The organism is Bradyrhizobium sp. KB893862 SZCCT0404, from assembly GCF_018130885.1.
GTDB classification, from domain to species: Bacteria; Pseudomonadota; Alphaproteobacteria; order Rhizobiales; family Xanthobacteraceae; genus Bradyrhizobium; species Bradyrhizobium stylosanthis.
In genome coordinates, this window is sequence record NZ_JAFCLT010000001.1 from 179001 (window position 1) to 194540 (window position 15540).

At 65.6% G+C, this 15540-nt stretch carries 19 protein-coding genes; 16 read left to right on the forward strand and 3 right to left on the reverse strand.

From position 1 onward, the window contains the following. The first annotated feature begins 51 nt into the window (after positions 1 to 51). From JQ617_RS00925 to adhP, 11 genes are all read left to right on the forward strand, one after another. A complete protein-coding gene (locus tag JQ617_RS00925; protein WP_024340831.1) occupies positions 52 to 498 on the forward strand; it encodes an SRPBCC family protein in 447 nt (148 codons plus the stop codon). A 139-nt stretch (positions 499 to 637) separates the two neighbouring features. After that, on the forward strand, positions 638 to 1123 hold the full coding sequence (locus JQ617_RS00930) for a (2Fe-2S)-binding protein (RefSeq protein ID WP_014494194.1): 486 nt from the start codon (positions 638 to 640) through the stop codon (positions 1121 to 1123). A gap of 33 nt (positions 1124 to 1156) precedes the next feature. After that, the gene (locus JQ617_RS00935; protein WP_063682513.1) at positions 1157 to 1963 is read left to right on the forward strand and encodes an FAD binding domain-containing protein; all 807 of its coding nucleotides are present in this window, start codon (positions 1157 to 1159) and stop codon (positions 1961 to 1963) included. Positions 1964 to 2023: 60 nt separating this feature from the next. Beyond that, on the forward strand, positions 2024 to 2929 hold the full coding sequence (locus tag JQ617_RS00940) for an AAA family ATPase (protein ID WP_063682514.1): 906 nt from the start codon (positions 2024 to 2026) through the stop codon (positions 2927 to 2929). Positions 2930 to 3036: 107 nt separating this feature from the next. After that, complete coding sequence (locus JQ617_RS00945; protein WP_212023697.1) at positions 3037 to 4239, forward strand: vWA domain-containing protein; 1203 nt, start codon at positions 3037 to 3039, stop codon at positions 4237 to 4239. 11 nt (positions 4240 to 4250) lie between these two features. After that, positions 4251 to 4574 carry an XdhC family protein gene (locus tag JQ617_RS00950; protein ID WP_008564652.1) on the forward strand — a complete coding sequence of 108 codons (324 nt, stop codon included), beginning with the start codon at positions 4251 to 4253 and terminating at the stop codon, positions 4572 to 4574. 2 nt (positions 4575 to 4576) lie between these two features. After that, positions 4577 to 5278 carry an XdhC family protein gene (locus JQ617_RS00955; RefSeq protein WP_212023699.1) on the forward strand — a complete coding sequence of 234 codons (702 nt, stop codon included), beginning with the start codon at positions 4577 to 4579 and terminating at the stop codon, positions 5276 to 5278. Then, positions 5275 to 6879 carry an NTP transferase domain-containing protein gene (locus tag JQ617_RS00960; protein ID WP_212023700.1) on the forward strand — a complete coding sequence of 535 codons (1605 nt, stop codon included), beginning with the start codon at positions 5275 to 5277 and terminating at the stop codon, positions 6877 to 6879. Before JQ617_RS00955 ends, JQ617_RS00960 begins: the two co-directional genes overlap by 4 nt. Before the next feature lie 212 nt (positions 6880 to 7091). Then, positions 7092 to 7481, forward strand: coding sequence for a DUF4189 domain-containing protein (locus JQ617_RS00965; protein WP_063682518.1), 390 nt, complete (start codon positions 7092 to 7094; stop codon positions 7479 to 7481). Between the two features lie 88 nt (positions 7482 to 7569). Next, entirely contained in the window at positions 7570 to 7980 is a 411-nt protein-coding gene (locus tag JQ617_RS00970; protein WP_063682519.1) for a DUF2000 family protein, read from the forward strand. 135 nt (positions 7981 to 8115) lie between these two features. Next, positions 8116 to 9141, forward strand: a complete 1026-nt coding sequence (adhP, locus tag JQ617_RS00975) for an alcohol dehydrogenase AdhP (protein ID WP_063682520.1) — start codon at positions 8116 to 8118, stop codon at positions 9139 to 9141. A gap of 37 nt (positions 9142 to 9178) precedes the next feature. Here adhP and JQ617_RS00980 read toward each other — a convergent pair whose 3' ends face one another. Genes JQ617_RS00980 through JQ617_RS00990 form a run of 3 tightly spaced genes read right to left on the reverse strand, consistent with a single transcriptional unit; the run spans position 9179 to position 10398 of the window. After that, positions 9179 to 9592, reverse strand: coding sequence for a GFA family protein (locus JQ617_RS00980; protein WP_212023702.1), 414 nt, complete (start codon positions 9590 to 9592; stop codon positions 9179 to 9181). Positions 9593 to 9604: 12 nt separating this feature from the next. Beyond that, a complete protein-coding gene (locus JQ617_RS00985) occupies positions 9605 to 10066 on the reverse strand; it encodes an SRPBCC family protein (protein WP_212023704.1) in 462 nt (153 codons plus the stop codon). Next, a complete protein-coding gene (locus JQ617_RS00990; RefSeq protein ID WP_212023706.1) occupies positions 10063 to 10398 on the reverse strand; it encodes an ArsR/SmtB family transcription factor in 336 nt (111 codons plus the stop codon). The genes JQ617_RS00985 and JQ617_RS00990 overlap by 4 nt, the downstream gene beginning before the upstream one ends. Positions 10399 to 10510: 112 nt before the next feature. Here JQ617_RS00990 and JQ617_RS00995 point away from each other — a divergent pair, with 112 nt between their 5' ends. From JQ617_RS00995 to JQ617_RS01015, 5 genes are all read left to right on the forward strand, one after another. After that, positions 10511 to 11206, forward strand: a complete 696-nt coding sequence (locus JQ617_RS00995) for a TetR/AcrR family transcriptional regulator (protein WP_212023708.1) — start codon at positions 10511 to 10513, stop codon at positions 11204 to 11206. Next, on the forward strand, positions 11203 to 11991 hold the full coding sequence (locus tag JQ617_RS01000; protein WP_212023710.1) for an HlyD family secretion protein: 789 nt from the start codon (positions 11203 to 11205) through the stop codon (positions 11989 to 11991). The genes JQ617_RS00995 and JQ617_RS01000 overlap by 4 nt, the downstream gene beginning before the upstream one ends. After that, the gene (locus JQ617_RS01005; RefSeq protein WP_063682523.1) at positions 11988 to 12920 is read left to right on the forward strand and encodes an ABC transporter ATP-binding protein; all 933 of its coding nucleotides are present in this window, start codon (positions 11988 to 11990) and stop codon (positions 12918 to 12920) included. The genes JQ617_RS01000 and JQ617_RS01005 overlap by 4 nt, the downstream gene beginning before the upstream one ends. Further along, a complete protein-coding gene (locus JQ617_RS01010; protein WP_212023712.1) occupies positions 12917 to 14080 on the forward strand; it encodes an ABC transporter permease in 1164 nt (387 codons plus the stop codon). The genes JQ617_RS01005 and JQ617_RS01010 overlap by 4 nt, the downstream gene beginning before the upstream one ends. A gap of 105 nt (positions 14081 to 14185) precedes the next feature. Beyond that, positions 14186 to 15490: an adenylate/guanylate cyclase domain-containing protein gene (locus JQ617_RS01015; RefSeq protein ID WP_212025933.1), complete on the forward strand. Its 1305-nt coding sequence runs from the start codon at positions 14186 to 14188 to the stop codon at positions 15488 to 15490. The last annotated feature ends 50 nt before the right edge of the window (positions 15491 to 15540 follow it).

Here is a 15540-nt window from a genome sequence, read left to right on the forward strand (position 1 = left end):
AGCAATATTATTCTGAAACGATCCAAGTCTGATATCCCCGGGAGGCACCCCATGGCCATGACGATGAACGGCGAAGTCCAGCTCGCGGCGCCGCGCGAGGCCGTGTGGGCCAAGCTCAACGATCCCGAAGTGCTGAAGGCCTGCATTCCCGGCTGCGAGGAGCTCGAGAAGACCGACGACGGCGGCTTCCGTGCAACGGCAAAAATGAAGGTCGGACCGGTGTCGGCGCGCTTCAAAGGCAAGGTCACGCTCAGCGATCTCGACCCGCCGAACGGCTACAAGATCTCGGGTGAAGGCGAGGGCGGCGTGGCCGGCTTCGCCAAGGGCGGCGCCGTGGTCAAGCTCGCGGAGAAGGATGGAGGCACGCTGCTCTCCTACGACGTCGAGGCGCAGATCGGCGGCAAGTTGGCGCAGCTCGGACAGCGCCTGATCAACGGCACCGCCAAGAAGCTGGCGGATGAGTTTTTCGCGAACTTCGCCAAGGCGGTACAGGGCTGAAACCTATCGCCTTTCGGCATGGCGGCTTGCGTCCGGGGTGATGTTGCCCCCGGACATATTGGCCCATATGATGGGTTGGAATAATTATAAGAAAGAACCGCTTCGACGGGACCCGTCGGGGCGCTGACAGAGAGTGCTTATGGCAAAAATCTCCCTCATCGTGAACGGCAATCCTGTGACGGCCAACGTCGATCCCCGCACGCTCCTGGTGCAGTTCCTGCGCGAGAACCTGCGGCTGACCGGCACCCATGTCGGTTGCGACACCTCCCAATGCGGCGCCTGCGTCGTGCATCTCGACGGCAAGGCCGTGAAGTCCTGCACCACGCTTGCCGTGATGGCGGACGGGCACGAGGTCAAGACGATCGAGGGGCTGGCCGCCGACGGCGCGCCGCTGCATCCGATGCAGGAGGCCTTCCGCGAGCATCATGGCCTGCAGTGCGGCTTCTGCACGCCGGGCATGATCATGACCGCGATCGACATCGTGCACCGCAAGGGCCACGAGCTCGACGACCATACGATCCGCGAGGAGCTGGAAGGCAATCTCTGCCGCTGCACCGGCTACCAGAACATCGTCGCCTCGATCTCCGCCGGCGCCAAGGCGATGGCGAAATCCGACCTGGCGTAATCCGCGCACGCATCCCGCGATCAGGACATTCAGATGTACGAATTCAAATATCATCGCCCCGGCACCGTGCGGCAGGCCGCCAACCTCCTGGTGAAGAACGAGGACGCCAAGGTGATCGCCGGCGGCCACACGCTGATTCCCGTCATGAAGCAGCGTCTCGCCAGCCCCCCGCATCTGGTCGACCTCTCCCATATCGAGGGGCTCAACACGATCGAGATGAAGGGCCGCTCGCTGGTGATCGGCGCCACCGCCAAGCACGCCGAGGTCGCGAGCTCCGCCATCGTCGGCGAGGCGATTCCGGCGCTGGCCAATCTCGCCAGCCAGATCGGCGATCCCGCCGTGCGCCACAAGGGCACGATCGGCGGCTCGCTCGCCAACAACGACCCGACCGCAGACTATCCGGCCGCCGTGCTTGCGCTCGGCGCCACCATCGTCACCAACAAGCGTCGCCTCAAGGCCGAGGAGTATTTCCAGGGCCTGTTCACGACGGCGCTCGAAGCTGACGAGATTATCACCAAGGTGATGTTCCCGCTGCCGAAGAAGGCCGCTTACGTCAAATTCCGCAACCAGGCCTCGCGCTATGCACTGGTCGGTGTGTTCGTGGCGCGCCGTCCGTCGGACGTGCGCGTGGCCGTCACCGGCGCCGGCTCCGAGGGCGTGTTCCGCGTGGAAGCGTTCGAGGAAGCGCTGAAGAAGCGCTTCGCGTCGAAGGCGATCGAAGGCATCGAGGTGCCGGCCGAAGGACTCAACAGTGACATCCACGGCAGCGCCGAATACCGCGCGCATCTCATCGGCGTGCTGACGCGGCGCGCCCTCGATGCCGCCAACGCCAAGGGGTGAGGTGATCTCACCCCCAGCACAAGACTTGCCCCGCGAGGGCGCAAACGAGACTGGCCTTTCATGACTTCAGCGGCGCTGCCGGCATCGGTCGATGCGATGCTCGAACTTTTGACCTCGCGCGGCTATCTGGCCGAGCGGTCGCTGGCGACGGTGACCTATTTGTCGCTGCGCATGGGCAGGCCGCTGTTCCTGGAAGGCGAGGCCGGCGTCGGCAAGACCGAGATCGCGAAGGTGCTGTCGGCGGCGCTGGGGCGGAAGCTGATCCGCCTGCAGTGCTATGAAGGTCTCGACGTCTCCTCCGCGGTCTACGAGTGGAACAGCGCGGCACAGATGATCGCGATCCGGATGGCGGAAGCCGCCGGCGATACCGATCGCGAGCAGCTCTCGAGCGACATCTTCGCCGACCGCTACATGATCAAGCGGCCGCTGCTGCAGGCACTCGAGCCCGACGTCGCCGGGCCGCCGGTGCTGCTGATCGACGAGCTCGACCGCGCCGACGAGGCGTTCGAGGCCTATTTGCTCGAAATCCTCAGTGACTTCCAGGTGACCATTCCGGAATTCGGCACCGTCAAGGCGCCGCATCCGCCGATCGTCATCATCACCTCCAACCGCACCCGCGAGATCCACGACGCCCTGAAGCGTCGCTGTCTCTATCACTGGGTCGACTATCCCGCCGCCGAGCGCGAGCTTGCCATCGTCAAGACGCGCGTGCCCGGCATCTCCGCGAAGCTCTCGCAGCAGGTGGTGCGCTTCGTGCAGGCGCTGCGCAACCAGGACTTCTACAAGTCGCCTGGCGTCGCCGAGACCATCGACTGGGCCACCGCGCTGTCGGAGCTCGATGCCCGCTCGCTCACCCCGCAAGTGGTCGGCGACACGCTGGGCGCGCTGCTCAAATACCAGGACGACATCACCCGCATGCAGGGTGACACCTTGCAGAAGGTGCTGAAGGAAGCGACGAGCGACTAGCCGTCATTCCGGGGCGCGCGTCAGCGCGAACTCCGGTGCGCAATTGCGCACCTGAGAATCTCGCGCCACAAGCCCTGGATTCCGGAATGACGGAGCGAGGATAGACCATGGCCATCAACCACCTTGCCCCGGAGCAAACCGAGCAGTTCGCCGACAATATCGTCGGCTTCGCCCGGGCGCTGCGCGCCGCCGGCATGCCGGTGGGGCCGGGCGCGGTCATCGACGCCATGAGCGCGCTGCAGGTGATCGACATCGGCAACCGTGGCGACGTCTTCACCACGCTGGAGGCGATCTTCGTCAAGCGCCACGAGCATGCGCTGATCTTCAAGCAGGCCTTCAACCTGTTCTTCCGCGCCTCGGAGGAATGGAAGCACATGCTGGATTCGGTGCCGCTGCCCGAGCAGGCCAAGAAGAAGCCGCAGGCCGGCTCCCGTCGCGTGCAGGAGGCGATGTCGCAGCCGCGCATGACCGAGACGCCGCAGCACCAGGAGCAGGATTTGCGGCTGTCGGTCTCCGACAAGGAGATCCTTCAGAAGAAGGATTTCGCGCAGATGAGCGCGGCCGAGATCAGCGAGGCGCTGCGCGCGATCGAGCGCATGCACCTGCCGCAGGCCGAGCTGCTGACGCGCCGGCATCGGCCCGATCCGCGGGGCCTGCGCCTCGATCTGCGCCGCACGCTGCGCGCCTCGCTCCGCACCGGCGGCGAGATTATCGACATCCACCGCCGCGGGCGGATCGAGAAGCCGGCGCCGATCGTCGCGCTGCTCGATATCTCGGGCTCGATGAGCGAATACACCCGCCTGTTCCTGCACTTCCTCCACGGCATCACCGACGCCCGAAAGCGCGTCTCGGTGTTCCTGTTCGGTACGCGCCTCACCAACGTCACCCGGGCGCTGCGCCAGCGCGATCCCGACGAGGCGCTGGCGAGCTGCTCGGCCTCGGTCGAGGATTGGGCCGGCGGCACGCGGATCTCGGCCTCGCTGCACAACTTCAACAAATTGTGGGCGCGGCGGGTGCTGAGCCAGGGCGCGATCGTGCTGCTGATCTCCGACGGGCTGGAGCGGGAGGCCGATTCCAAGCTCGCCTTCGAGATGGACCGGCTGCACCGGTCCTGCCGGCGGCTGATCTGGCTCAACCCGCTGCTGCGGTTCTCTGGCTTCGAGGCCAAGGCCCAGGGTATCAAAATGATGCTCCCGCACGTTGACGAATTCCGCCCGGTACATAATTTGAGTTCAATCCAGGAGCTGATCACCACGCTCTCCCGGCCGCTGCCGCCGCATCACCGCAGCCTGATCCGCTCCGCAGCTTGAGAGGCTTGACCATGCTCGATCGCGACGAGGACATCCTGAAGGCGGCGGAGGACTGGCAGAAGGCCGGCCGTGGCGTCGCGCTGGCGACCGTTGTCGAGACCTGGGGCTCGGCCCCGCGTCCGGCGGGCTCCAGCCTCGTCATCAACGACGAGGGCACGTTCCTGGGGTCGGTCTCCGGCGGCTGCGTCGAGGGCGCCGTGGTCACCGAGGCCATGGACGTGATCGAGAGCGGCAAGCCCAAGATGCTGGAGTTCGGCGTCGCCGACGAGACCGCCTGGAATGTCGGGCTGTCCTGCGGCGGCACCATCCGCGTCTTCGTCGAGAAGGTCGGCTAGCCGTGAAGCTCGCGATTTTGCACGAACTCAATGCCGAGCGCGCCGCGCGCCGGCCGGCGATCCTGGTGACCGACACCGAGAGCGGCGAGCAGCGCCTGGTGAAATCGGCGGACTTCGCCAAGGATCCGCTGCGCACTGAACTTGAAAAGCAGCTTCGCATGGGCAAGAGCGCCAATGTCGAAGCCGGCGGCAAGAAGCTGTTCCTGAACGTTTACGCGCCGACCGCAAAGCTCGTCATCATCGGCGCGGTCCATATCAGCCAGGCCCTGGCACCGCTGGCGCGCTCGCTCGGCTATGACGTCACCGTGGTCGATCCGCGCACCGCCTTTGCCAGCCCCGAGCGCTTCCCCGATGTTCCGCTTGTCGCCGAGTGGCCCGACACCGCGTTGCCGCCGCTCAATGTCGACGCCTATACGGCGTTCGTCGCGGTGACGCACGATCCCAAGATCGACGATCCCGCGCTGCTGCACGCCTTCGAGCGCAACTGCTTCTATATCGGTGCGCTCGGTTCGCGGAAGACGCATGCCAAGCGCGGCGACCGGTTGCGGGCGCAGGGCGCCAAGGACAGCGACATCGCGCGCATCCACGCGCCGATTGGCCTTGCGATCGGCGCTGTCTCGCCGTCCGAGATCGCGGTGTCGATCATGGCCGAGATCACGGCGGTGCTCCGCCTGCCTCCCAAAGAAAAAGAAGAAGCGGCATGAAGTTCGGTCCGGCGAGCCCCAGGGATGCAATCGGCGGGGTGACCGTCCACACGTTGCGCCAGGGGCCGCTGGTGCTGAAGAAAGGCACCACGATCGGGCCTGCCGAGGTCGAGGCGCTCACGCGCGCCGGCATCAAGGACATCGTCGTGGTGCGCATGGAGGCGGGCGACGTCTCCGAGGACGTTGCGGCTGCCAGCATTGCGCTTGCCGTCGGCGGCGAGGGCATCCATGTCGAGCGCGCCTTCACCGGCCGCGCCAATCTGTTTGCCGCGCAGCCGGGCGTGCTGGTGATCGACCGCGCCGCGGTCGATCGCATCAACAACATCGACGAAGCCATCACCTTTGCCACGCTCACCGCCTACAAGCCGGTGGTCGAGGGCGAGATGGTCGGTACCGTCAAGATCATCCCGTTCGGCGTCGAGGGCAACTTGCGCGATGCCGCGGTGAGCGCCGCCGGCAAGGACGTGCTCAGGATCGCGCCTTACGTGATCAAGCGCGTCGGCGTCGTCTCGACCCTGCTGCCGGGCCTCTCCTCCAAGGTGGTGGACAAGACCCTGCGCGTCACCGCCGAGCGGCTCGCGCCGGCCGGCGCCAGCATCATCGCCGAGCGGCGGGTCCAGCACGACGAGCGCGCGCTGTCGGCCGCGATCAAGGAATTGCTCGCGCTCGGCGCCGAGCTCGTCATCGTGTTCGGGGCGTCCGCAATCGCCGACCGCCGCGACGTGATCCCCGCGGCCGTCACCGGCATCGGCGGCGAGATCGAGCATTTCGGCATGCCGGTCGATCCCGGCAACCTCCTGCTGATCGCGCGCGCCGGCGAGGTGCCGGTGCTCGGCGCACCGGGCTGCGCGCGCTCGCCGGTCGAGAACGGTTTTGACTGGGTGCTGATGCGTCTGCTTGCCGGCATCAAGGTGACGCGCTCCGAGCTGATGGGCATGGGCGTCGGCGGCCTCCTGATGGAAATCGTGACGCGGCCGCAGCCGCGCGCCCAGCCCGAGACCGAGGGCAACAGCCAGGTCGCCGCCATTGTGCTCGCGGCGGGCCGCTCGACGCGCATGGGCGGGCCGAACAAGCTGCTCGCCGAGCTCGACGGCAAGAAGCTGGTGCGGATCGCGACCGAGCAGGCGCTCGCTTCCAAGGCATCCGAGGTGATCGTCGTCACCGGCCATCAGACCGAGCTGGTCGAGCAGGCGCTGCAAGGCCTGAAGGTGAAATTCGTCAAGAACCCGGATTTCGCCGGCGGCATCGCGAGCTCGGTCAAATCGGGCATCGCGGCCGTGCCCGACAGCTGCGACGGCGCGATTGTCTGTCTCGGCGACATGCCGCTGATCGATGCCGGCCTGATCGACCGCCTGATCGACGGTTTCGCGCCGGACCGCGGCAATCTCATCGTCGTGCCCGTCAGCGAAGGCCGCCGCGGCAATCCCGTGCTGTGGTCGCGCCGCTTCTTTAGGGAATTGATGACGCTCGACGGCGACGTCGGCGCGCGGCACCTGATCGCCAAGCACACCGAGGCGGTCGCCGAAGTGCCCGTCGATGGCGAGAGCGCCTTCCTCGACATCGACACGCCGCAGGCGCTGGAAGCGGCAAGACGGGGATGACGGCGCCGTAGGGTGGATTAGCCGAAGGCGTAATCCACCATTACGTCTCGGCGGAAACAAAAGAGGTGGATTACGCCGAGCAGATGCGCTTCGCGCACCTGCAGGGCTGATCCACCCTACGGCACCTGCCGATTTCAACCACCCGTTCACCATCTGGAAACGACCGCCGCTTAGAGTTGCGGCCACTTGCCTTGGGGGTGAGGGGTTTTTTCATGGCTTCGAACGTCGTCGCGCGCCGTTGCGCGATGTTTTTCTTTGCGCTGTCGGTCTGTGTTGCCGGTGCTCGCCACATTACGGATGCGCATGCCGCCGGTGCCTTTGCGGTCGGCAAGTGCGGCGCCTATGGCCAGGCTTTTGACTATGGCGCCGAGCACGAGGCCCGCGCCGCGGCGCAGAAGCAGTGCAAGGGCGACTGCACGACCGTGACGATGAAGCGCGCATGCGCGGCGATGTCGGTCGACATGGCCAACCCCTGCGGGGCCTATGGCTATGCCGTCAAGCCGAAGATCTCGGCCTCGCTCAATGCCGCGACGCGCGAATGCTACAAATACGGCGGCAAGGAATGCGTGATCCGCGCCTGGGCCTGCGACGCCAAGGGCTGAATTTTCTTGCTGCCATTCCGGGGCGATGCAACGGTACCGCGCGGTGCGCAGACCTGAGCAGCGCAAGGAATGACAATCGGGGAAACACATGCAGTTCGACACCAAGATCGCCGTCGTGATCCGCACCGATCTTCAGGCCTGGCAGAAGCTCAACGTCGCGTCCTTTCTCACCAGCGGCATCGCGGCTGCATTTCCCGATTGCATCGGTGAGCCTTATGAGGACGCCTCGGACACGAAATACCACGCGCTGATCGGCCAGCCGATCCTGATCTACGGCGCCGACGGCCCGGCGCTGTCGCGCGCGCTCGACCGTGCGCTGACGCGGGGTGTGAAGCCGGCGGTCTACACCGAGGACATGTTCAAGACCACGCATGATGCCGCCAATCGCGAGGCGGTGAGGGCGGTCGCGCGCCCCGATCTCAATCTCGTCGGCCTCGCCATGCGCGCCGACCGCAAGGTGATCGACAAGATCGTGGACGGCTTGAAGTTCCATAGCTGACGCAGCGTCCAGCTATCCGTCACGACGCCGTCATCCCGTTTTCGCCGGCGCATAAAGTTGCGCCGTTTGACTCCAATCAAGGGCGCGCCGCGCGGCATCGCTAGTCTGTCTCTCGTATTGCAATGGAGCAGACCCATGCCGACCATGAAAGCCGCCGTCGTCAAACAATTCGGCAAGCCGCTGGTGATCGAGGACGTACCGGTGCCGCAGCCCGGTCCCGGCGAGGTTCTGGTCAAGGTGAAAGCGTGCGGTGTCTGCCACACCGATCTGCACGCCGCCTCCGGCGACTGGCCGGTGAAGCCGGTTCCGCCCTTCATCCCCGGTCATGAAGCCGCCGGCATCGTCGCAGCCCTCGGGCCCGGCGTGAAGAATCTGAAGGTCGGCGATGCCGTCGGCGTCGCCTGGCTGCATGATGCGTGCATGTCGTGCGAATATTGCGAGACCGGCTGGGAGACGCTGTGCGAGCACCAGCACAACACCGGCTACAGCGTGAACGGCGGCTTCGCCGAATATGTCATCGCCTCGGCCGCCTTCGCCGCAAAGCTGCCGGCGACGATCGATTTTGCCGGTATCGCGCCGATCCTGTGCGCCGGCGTCACCACCTACAAGGGATTGAAGGAGACCGAGGCAAAGCCCGGCGAGTGGGTGGTGATCTCGGGCGTCGGCGGGCTAGGGCATGTCGCGGTCCAGTACGCCAAGGCGATGGGCCTCAAGGTCGCCGCGGTCGACATCGCCGAGGACAAGCTCGCGCTCGCTCGCGAGACCGGCGCCGATCTCGCGGTCAACGCGCTCGCGGCCGATGCCGTGGACAAGGTGCTGGCGGCAACGGGAGGAGGGGCCCACGGCGTGCTGGTCACGGCGGTCTCGACCGCAGCGTTTGCGCAGGCGCTGAAGATGGTGCGGCGGAAGGGCACCGTCAGCCTCGTCGGCCTGCCGCCGGGCGAATTCCCGACGCCGATCTTCGACGTCGTGCTCAAGCGCATCACGGTGCGCGGCTCCATCGTCGGCACCCGCCGCGACCTCCAGGAGGCCATCGCCTTCGCCGCCGACGGCAAGGTCAAGGCCGAGGTGACGAAGGTGCCGCTCGCCGAGATCAACGGCGTCTTCGACCGCATGAAGGCCGGCAAGATCGACGGCCGCATGGTGCTGGATTTTGGCTGAAGCATTTTCGAGCGAAACGGATACCGGTTCGCGTGCCTCACCCCGGAGGCATGCCCGCGAAGGTCGGCAGGCCGGGGTCGAGCCGATCCCAGCCATGCCCGCGCGCGGCGTAGGTCACGGCTTGCGGCGTGTAGCGGGCGGGCTCGTCGAGGCTCGCGGCGCGGATGGTGAAGATCTCGGGCATCGCGGCGAAGGTCAGGTAAACAGGCAGTCCGCATTGCGGACAGAAGCCGCGCGTCTTCACGTTGCCGCTGTCGCCGACCATGTCCCAGTGCTTCGCTTCGCCCGTCAGCGTCACGCCGGCGCGCGCGAATGTCGCGTAGGAGCCGTGGCCGCTGCCGCTTTCCCGCTGGCAGTCCCGGCACTGGCAGTGATTGCTGAACAGCGGCTCACCGACAATCGAATAGCGGATCGCGCCGCAGGCGCAGCCGCCGGTATATGGTTTGTCCATCGCGATATCTCCTCACTCTTCGCCGCTGATCTGGTCGAGCTCGCGGACGACCTTCTTCCAGCCGCCGCTCATGACCGTGTAGGCCGACTCGTTCCTCGGCAGGACGAAGCCGGCATGAACCAGGCGGATCCGAGTGCCGGCTTCGACCGGCGTGAGCGACCAGGTCACGACCGTGTCGAGCGGCGCGCCGTAGCCGGTGTTGCGCTCATCGCCGCCCTTCCAGGCGTAGACGAGGCGCCTGAAAGCCACGACCTCGAGAACCCGGCAATGGATGACGCCATCCCAGTTGCCGCCCGGAGTGGTCTGGAACGTGAAGGCGTTGCCTTCGACGGCTTCGAATCCGGTCGGCTGCATCAGCCAGCGCGCGATCAGCTTTGCGCTGGTCAACGCCTTCCAGATCGTCTCGGCCGTGTGAGGGAAGACCTCGTCGATGACGATGTCCTGTGTTTCGGCTTTCAACGCGGCTGCACTCACGGATCGATCTCCTTCAAGAGGTCACGCAGGTTCTGGAAACGCTCGCGCCAGAACACGCCATAATGATCCATCCAGGTCACCAGCGGTTCGAGTCCTTGCGGCGCGGCGCGGTAGTAGACGTTGCGGCCCTCGGCGCGCTCGGCGACGAGGCCGGCCTGCTTGAGGGATTTCAGATGCTGCGAGATCGCGCCCTGGGTCACGCCGCTGCCGCGGGTCAGCTCGGCGACGCTGATCTCCTTGCTCTCGAACACACGTTCGAACACGGCGCGACGAGTCGGATCGGCGAGGGCGCGCATCACTGTCGTGATGGGGTTTGGGGCGGCTTCAATCATGCAATTCAATTAGCATTCGCTAATTCATTAGTCAAGGCTAATCAATTTGAGGTCCTGAATAGGACTGCTGCGCTGTCTTGACTATGACTGACCAGTCAGTCATAAATAGCAAATGACGAGGAAGCCGACCAGAACCGCCTTGCCGTCCGCCACCCGCGCCAGCTTGCACGACCCTGCGCAGGCGAGCCGCGAGGAGGCGCCCGCCTCGAACCGCGCGACACGCGCGGCGGAGCGGCGCGCGGCGATCGTGGAAGCCGCGATGGAGGAATTCATCGCGCGCGGCTTTGCCGCGACCAGGCTCGATGACATCGCCAAGCGCGCGGGCGTCGCCAAGGGCACGATCTACCTTCACTTCAAGGACAAGGAATCGATGTTCGAGGAGCTGGTGCGCACCGTGATCGTGCCAGTCGTGGCGAAGCTGAATGCGCTGCCGCCGCCGACCGGTTCGGTGCGGGATCTGATCGAGGCCTTCGCCGGCAACTTCCTGAAAGAGGTCATCGGCACCAGGCGCGGCGATCTCGTCCGCCTGATCGTGGCGGAGGGGCCGCGGTTTCCTTCCGTCGCCGATTTCTATTACCGCGAGGTGGTCTCGCGCGGGATCGCCGGGATGCGCGCATTGATCGAGCTCGGCATTGCCCGCGGTGAGATCCGCGAGAAGGACCTCGCGCGCTATCCGCAGATCCTGGTCGCGCCTGCGATGATCGCGGTGATCTGGCAGAGCCTTTTTGCGCGGCATGCGCCGCTCGACGCGCAGGACATGCTGCGCGTCCATCTTGATTTGATTTTTGGCGAACGGAGGACGACATGACGTCGTCGCGGGTACTTCCTGCATTTGCATTGGCGCTCGTCCTTGCAACCGGCCTTGCCGGCTGCAAGGAGAAGCGCGAGCCCGGTTTCCAGGGCTGGGTCGAGGCCGACATGATCTATGTCAGCCCGGACGAGGCCGGTCGCGTGACCAAGCTGAACATTCGCGAGGGCGACGAGGTCAAGGTCGGCGATCAGCTCTATTCCGTCGACGACGACCTCCAGCTCGCCGATCTCAACCAGAACAAGGCGACGCTGGCGAACGCGCAGCAGACCTATGACCGGGCGGCGTCGCTGAACAAGACCGGTTCGGGCACGCAGGCCAATCTGGACTCCGCCGTGTCGTCGCTGCGCGTCGCGGAAGCACGGGTCGCAACGTCGGAGACGCGGATGGCGCGGCGCAAGGGCTTTGCGCCCGTCGCCGGCACCATCCAGCAGATTTATTTCCGCGAGGGCGAGATGGTGGCGGCGCAGCGGCCGGTTCTCTCGATCATGCCGCCGGGGAACATGAAGCTGCGCTTCTTCGTGCCAGAGACCGAGCTGCCGAAGCTTTCGATCGGCGACACCGTGCGGATCGCCTGCGACAATTGCGCGGCCGATCTCACCGCGAAGATCTACTTCATCGCGACCTCGGCCGAATACACCCCGCCCGTCATCTACAGCCTCGAGGAGCGCAACAAGCTGGTCTATCTGGTGCAGGCGCGGCCATCGCGTCCCGACGCGTTGCGCGTGGGGCAGCCGATCGACGTTTATCTCAATCCCAAGACCCCAGTGGCAGACAAGCGATGAACGGTGGCAACGGCATCGCGATCGACGTCAAGGGCCTGACCAAATCGTTCGGCGGCCGCGAGGTCGTGCACGATCTGTCGATGCAGGTGAAGCGCGGCTCGATCTACGGCTTCCTCGGGCCGAACGGCTCGGGCAAGACCACGACCATCCGCATCCTCTGCGGCCTGCTGACGCCCGACAGCGGCGAGGGCACCTGCCTCGGCTACGACATCCGGCGCGATGCCGACAAGATCAAGCGCCAGGTCGGCTACATGACGCAGCGCTTCAGCCTGTACCAGGACCTGTCGGTGCGTGAGAATCTCGAATTCGTCGCGCGGCTCTACGGCCTTGCGGATGCGCGCGGCGCCGCACGCGACATGATCAAGCGGCTCGGGCTCTCCGGCCGCGAGGAGCAGCTTGCGGGCGAGCTCTCCGGCGGTTGGAAGCAGCGGCTGGCGCTGGGCGCGTGCACGCTGCCGAGCCCGAAACTGCTGCTGCTGGACGAGCCGACCGCGGGCGTCGATCCCAAGGCGCGGCGCGATTTCTGGAACGAGATCCATGCACTCGCGGCCGAGGGCCTCACGGTGCTGGTCTCGACCCACTACATGGACGAGGCCGAGCGCTGTCACGAGATCGCCTACATCGCCTACGGCCATCTTTTGACGCATGGTACCGTGGAGGAGGTGATCGCGGGATCCGCGCTGACGACCTACACGGTGACTGGCGATGAGCTGAACGAGCTGACCGCGGCACTTGCCGGCAAGCCCGGCGTGGACATGGTCGCGCCGTTCGGCACCTCCTTGCACGTGTCAGGGCGCGATGTCGCCGCGCTTGAATCCAGCATTGCGCCGTGGCGCGACAAAAGCGGCCTGCACTGGCACAAATCGTCGCCCTCGCTCGAAGACGTCTTCATCGAGCTGATGAACCGCTCCAGGGACAATTTCCAATGAGCGCGATTGATCATCCCACGCCGGCGCACGAGATCCGCGAACGCTTCGGCTTCTGGAAGCGCTCCTATGCGATGCTGATCAAGGAGTTCATCCAGCTGAGGCGCGACCGCGTCTCGTTCGCGATGATCGTGATGCTGCCGGTGATGCAGCTCCTGCTGTTTGGCTATGCCATCAACACCACGCCGCACAACCTGCCGAGTGCGGTTCTGCTCCAGGAGGACAGCGATCTCGCCCGCTCGGTGCTGAAGGCGCTGGAGAACACCAAATATTTCCGCTTCCTCTACGAGGTCCATGACGTCGACGATTTCGACAATCTGCTGAAGTCGGGCAAGGTGCTGTTCGGCGTCGAGATCCCGCGCGGCTTCGAGCGGGCGGTGCGGCGCGGCGACAAGCCGGCACTGCTGGTCGCGGCCGACGCCACCGATCCCGTCGCGGCAAGTGCCGCGCTCGGCTCGCTCGGCATGATCGTCCAGACCGCCCTCAAGCATGATCTCTATATCGGCGATCCCCCGGAGATGCCGTTCGAGATCCGCGCGCACGCCCGCTATAATCCGGCGGCGAACTCCAGCCTCAACATCGTGCCGGGCCTCGTCGGCACCATCCTCACCATGACCATGCTGATCTTCACCGCGCTTTCCGTCACGCGCGAGGTCGAGCGCGGCACCATGGAAGCCCTGCTGTCGATGCCGATCAAGCCGGTCGAGGTGATGTTCGGCAAGATCATCCCTTACGTGCTGGTCGGCTTCGTCCAGGCCTTCCTGATTATCGGCATCGGCGTCCTGCTCTTCGGCGTGCCCGTGCTCGGCAATCTGTTCCTTCTGGCGCTGCTCTCGACGCTGTTCATCACCACCAATCTGTCGATTGGCTACACCATTTCGACAGTGGTGCAGAACCAGCTCCAGGCGATGCAGATGTCGATGATGTTCTTCCTGCCGAGCATCCTGCTCTCCGGCTTCATGTTTCCGTTCGCGGGTATGCCGGCCTGGGCGCAATATCTCGGCGAGGCCCTGCCGCTGACGCATTATTTGCGCATCGTCCGCGCCATCATGCTGAAGGGCGCGACCGTGCAGAACGTGCGCTTCGACGCCCTGGCGCTGGCGGCCCTGATGCTGGTCGCCATGACCATCGCCGTGACGCGCTTCCGCCGCACGCTGGATTGAGGCACAATGCCCGAAGTCATTCCGGGGCGCGCGAAGCGCGAACCCGGAATCTCGAGATTCCGGGTGCGATGCTGTCGCATCGCCCCGGAATGACCAGGGGGGATGATGGTCAGCTTTGCGAGCAGGAAGACACGGCAGCACGCCGTCTTGTCCGAGGATTTCGAGCGCGAGCTGACGCGGGAGGTGCTGCGCACCGAGCTGTTGCGGGTGAGGGCGCTGATCGTGACCGGCTGCGTCATGACGGTCTTCCTCACCGCGATCTATCTGGTCGATCCCGTCGTCGTGAATCGGGTCTGGCGCGGCACCGAGGGGCTCGCCGAGGTCTACGGCCTGCTCGTCGGCTTCATCCTGTTCGAGGTCTGGGTCCATACCCAGATCAGGAAGAACCTCAAGCTCGATCGCGATCTGCCGGTTGTCAGGCGCTATATCGGTGCGCTGATCGAGACGTCGCTGCCCACCGTAATCCTCATCCTGCAGATCCGCACCATGGGCGCAAGCCAGGCGCTCGGCTTCGCGGTGCCGCTGATCTATTTCATCTTCGTCATCCTCTCGACCCTGCGGCTCGATTTCTGGCTGTCCACCTTCACCGGCTTCGTCGCCGCCGCCCAGCTGTTCGCCGTTGCTTCGATTTATGATTCCTCGAGCTTCGGCGAGCCGCAGACCTATTTCCATGGGGTGCGCAGCACCATCATCCTGATCTGCGGCGTGCTCGCGGGCTCCGTCGGCGCTCAGCTCCGCCGGCAGTTTGCCGCGAGCATCGCAGCCGCCACTGCGCGCGACCGCGTGACCAATCTGTTCGGCCAGCACGTTTCTCCGCAGGTGGTGGAACGGCTGATGGCGGCGGGAACGGGCGCGGGCGGCGACGTCCGCCGCGTCGCGGTGATGTTCGTCGACTTCCGCGGTTTCACCGCCGGCGCGCAGTCTCGCACCCCGCAGGAGGTGGTGGACCGCCTCGACGGCGCCTTCGCGGTGCTGGTGGATATTCTCGACCGCGAGGGCGGCATCGTGAACAAGTTCCTGGGCGACGGCTTTCTCGCGCTGTTCGGCGCGCCGCTGGAGGCATCCGACGCTGCCCATCGCGCTGTCGCCGCAGGCCGCGAGATGCTGACGGCCATGGGCCGCATCAACGCGGAGACCAGCTGGCCGCTGCGGATCGGCATCGGCATCCATTTCGGCGAGGTCGTCGCCGGCAATATCGGCTCGCCCCGACGCAAGGAATACACTGTCATCGGCGACACCGTGAATTTCGCTTCGCGCCTGGAAGCGCTGAACAAGGAGTTCGGCTCGCAACTGCTGATCTCCGCGTCCGTCCGCGAGGCGCTCGGCAAGGACGGTGACGATGCCGTCGCGCTCGGCGAGGTCGAGGTGCGCGGCTACGAGCAGAAGGTGGCGGTGTTTCAGCTCGGGTAGACTGCTCGCGTTTCATTGAAGGCGCGTGATGAAATATCGCGCGGTGTTTT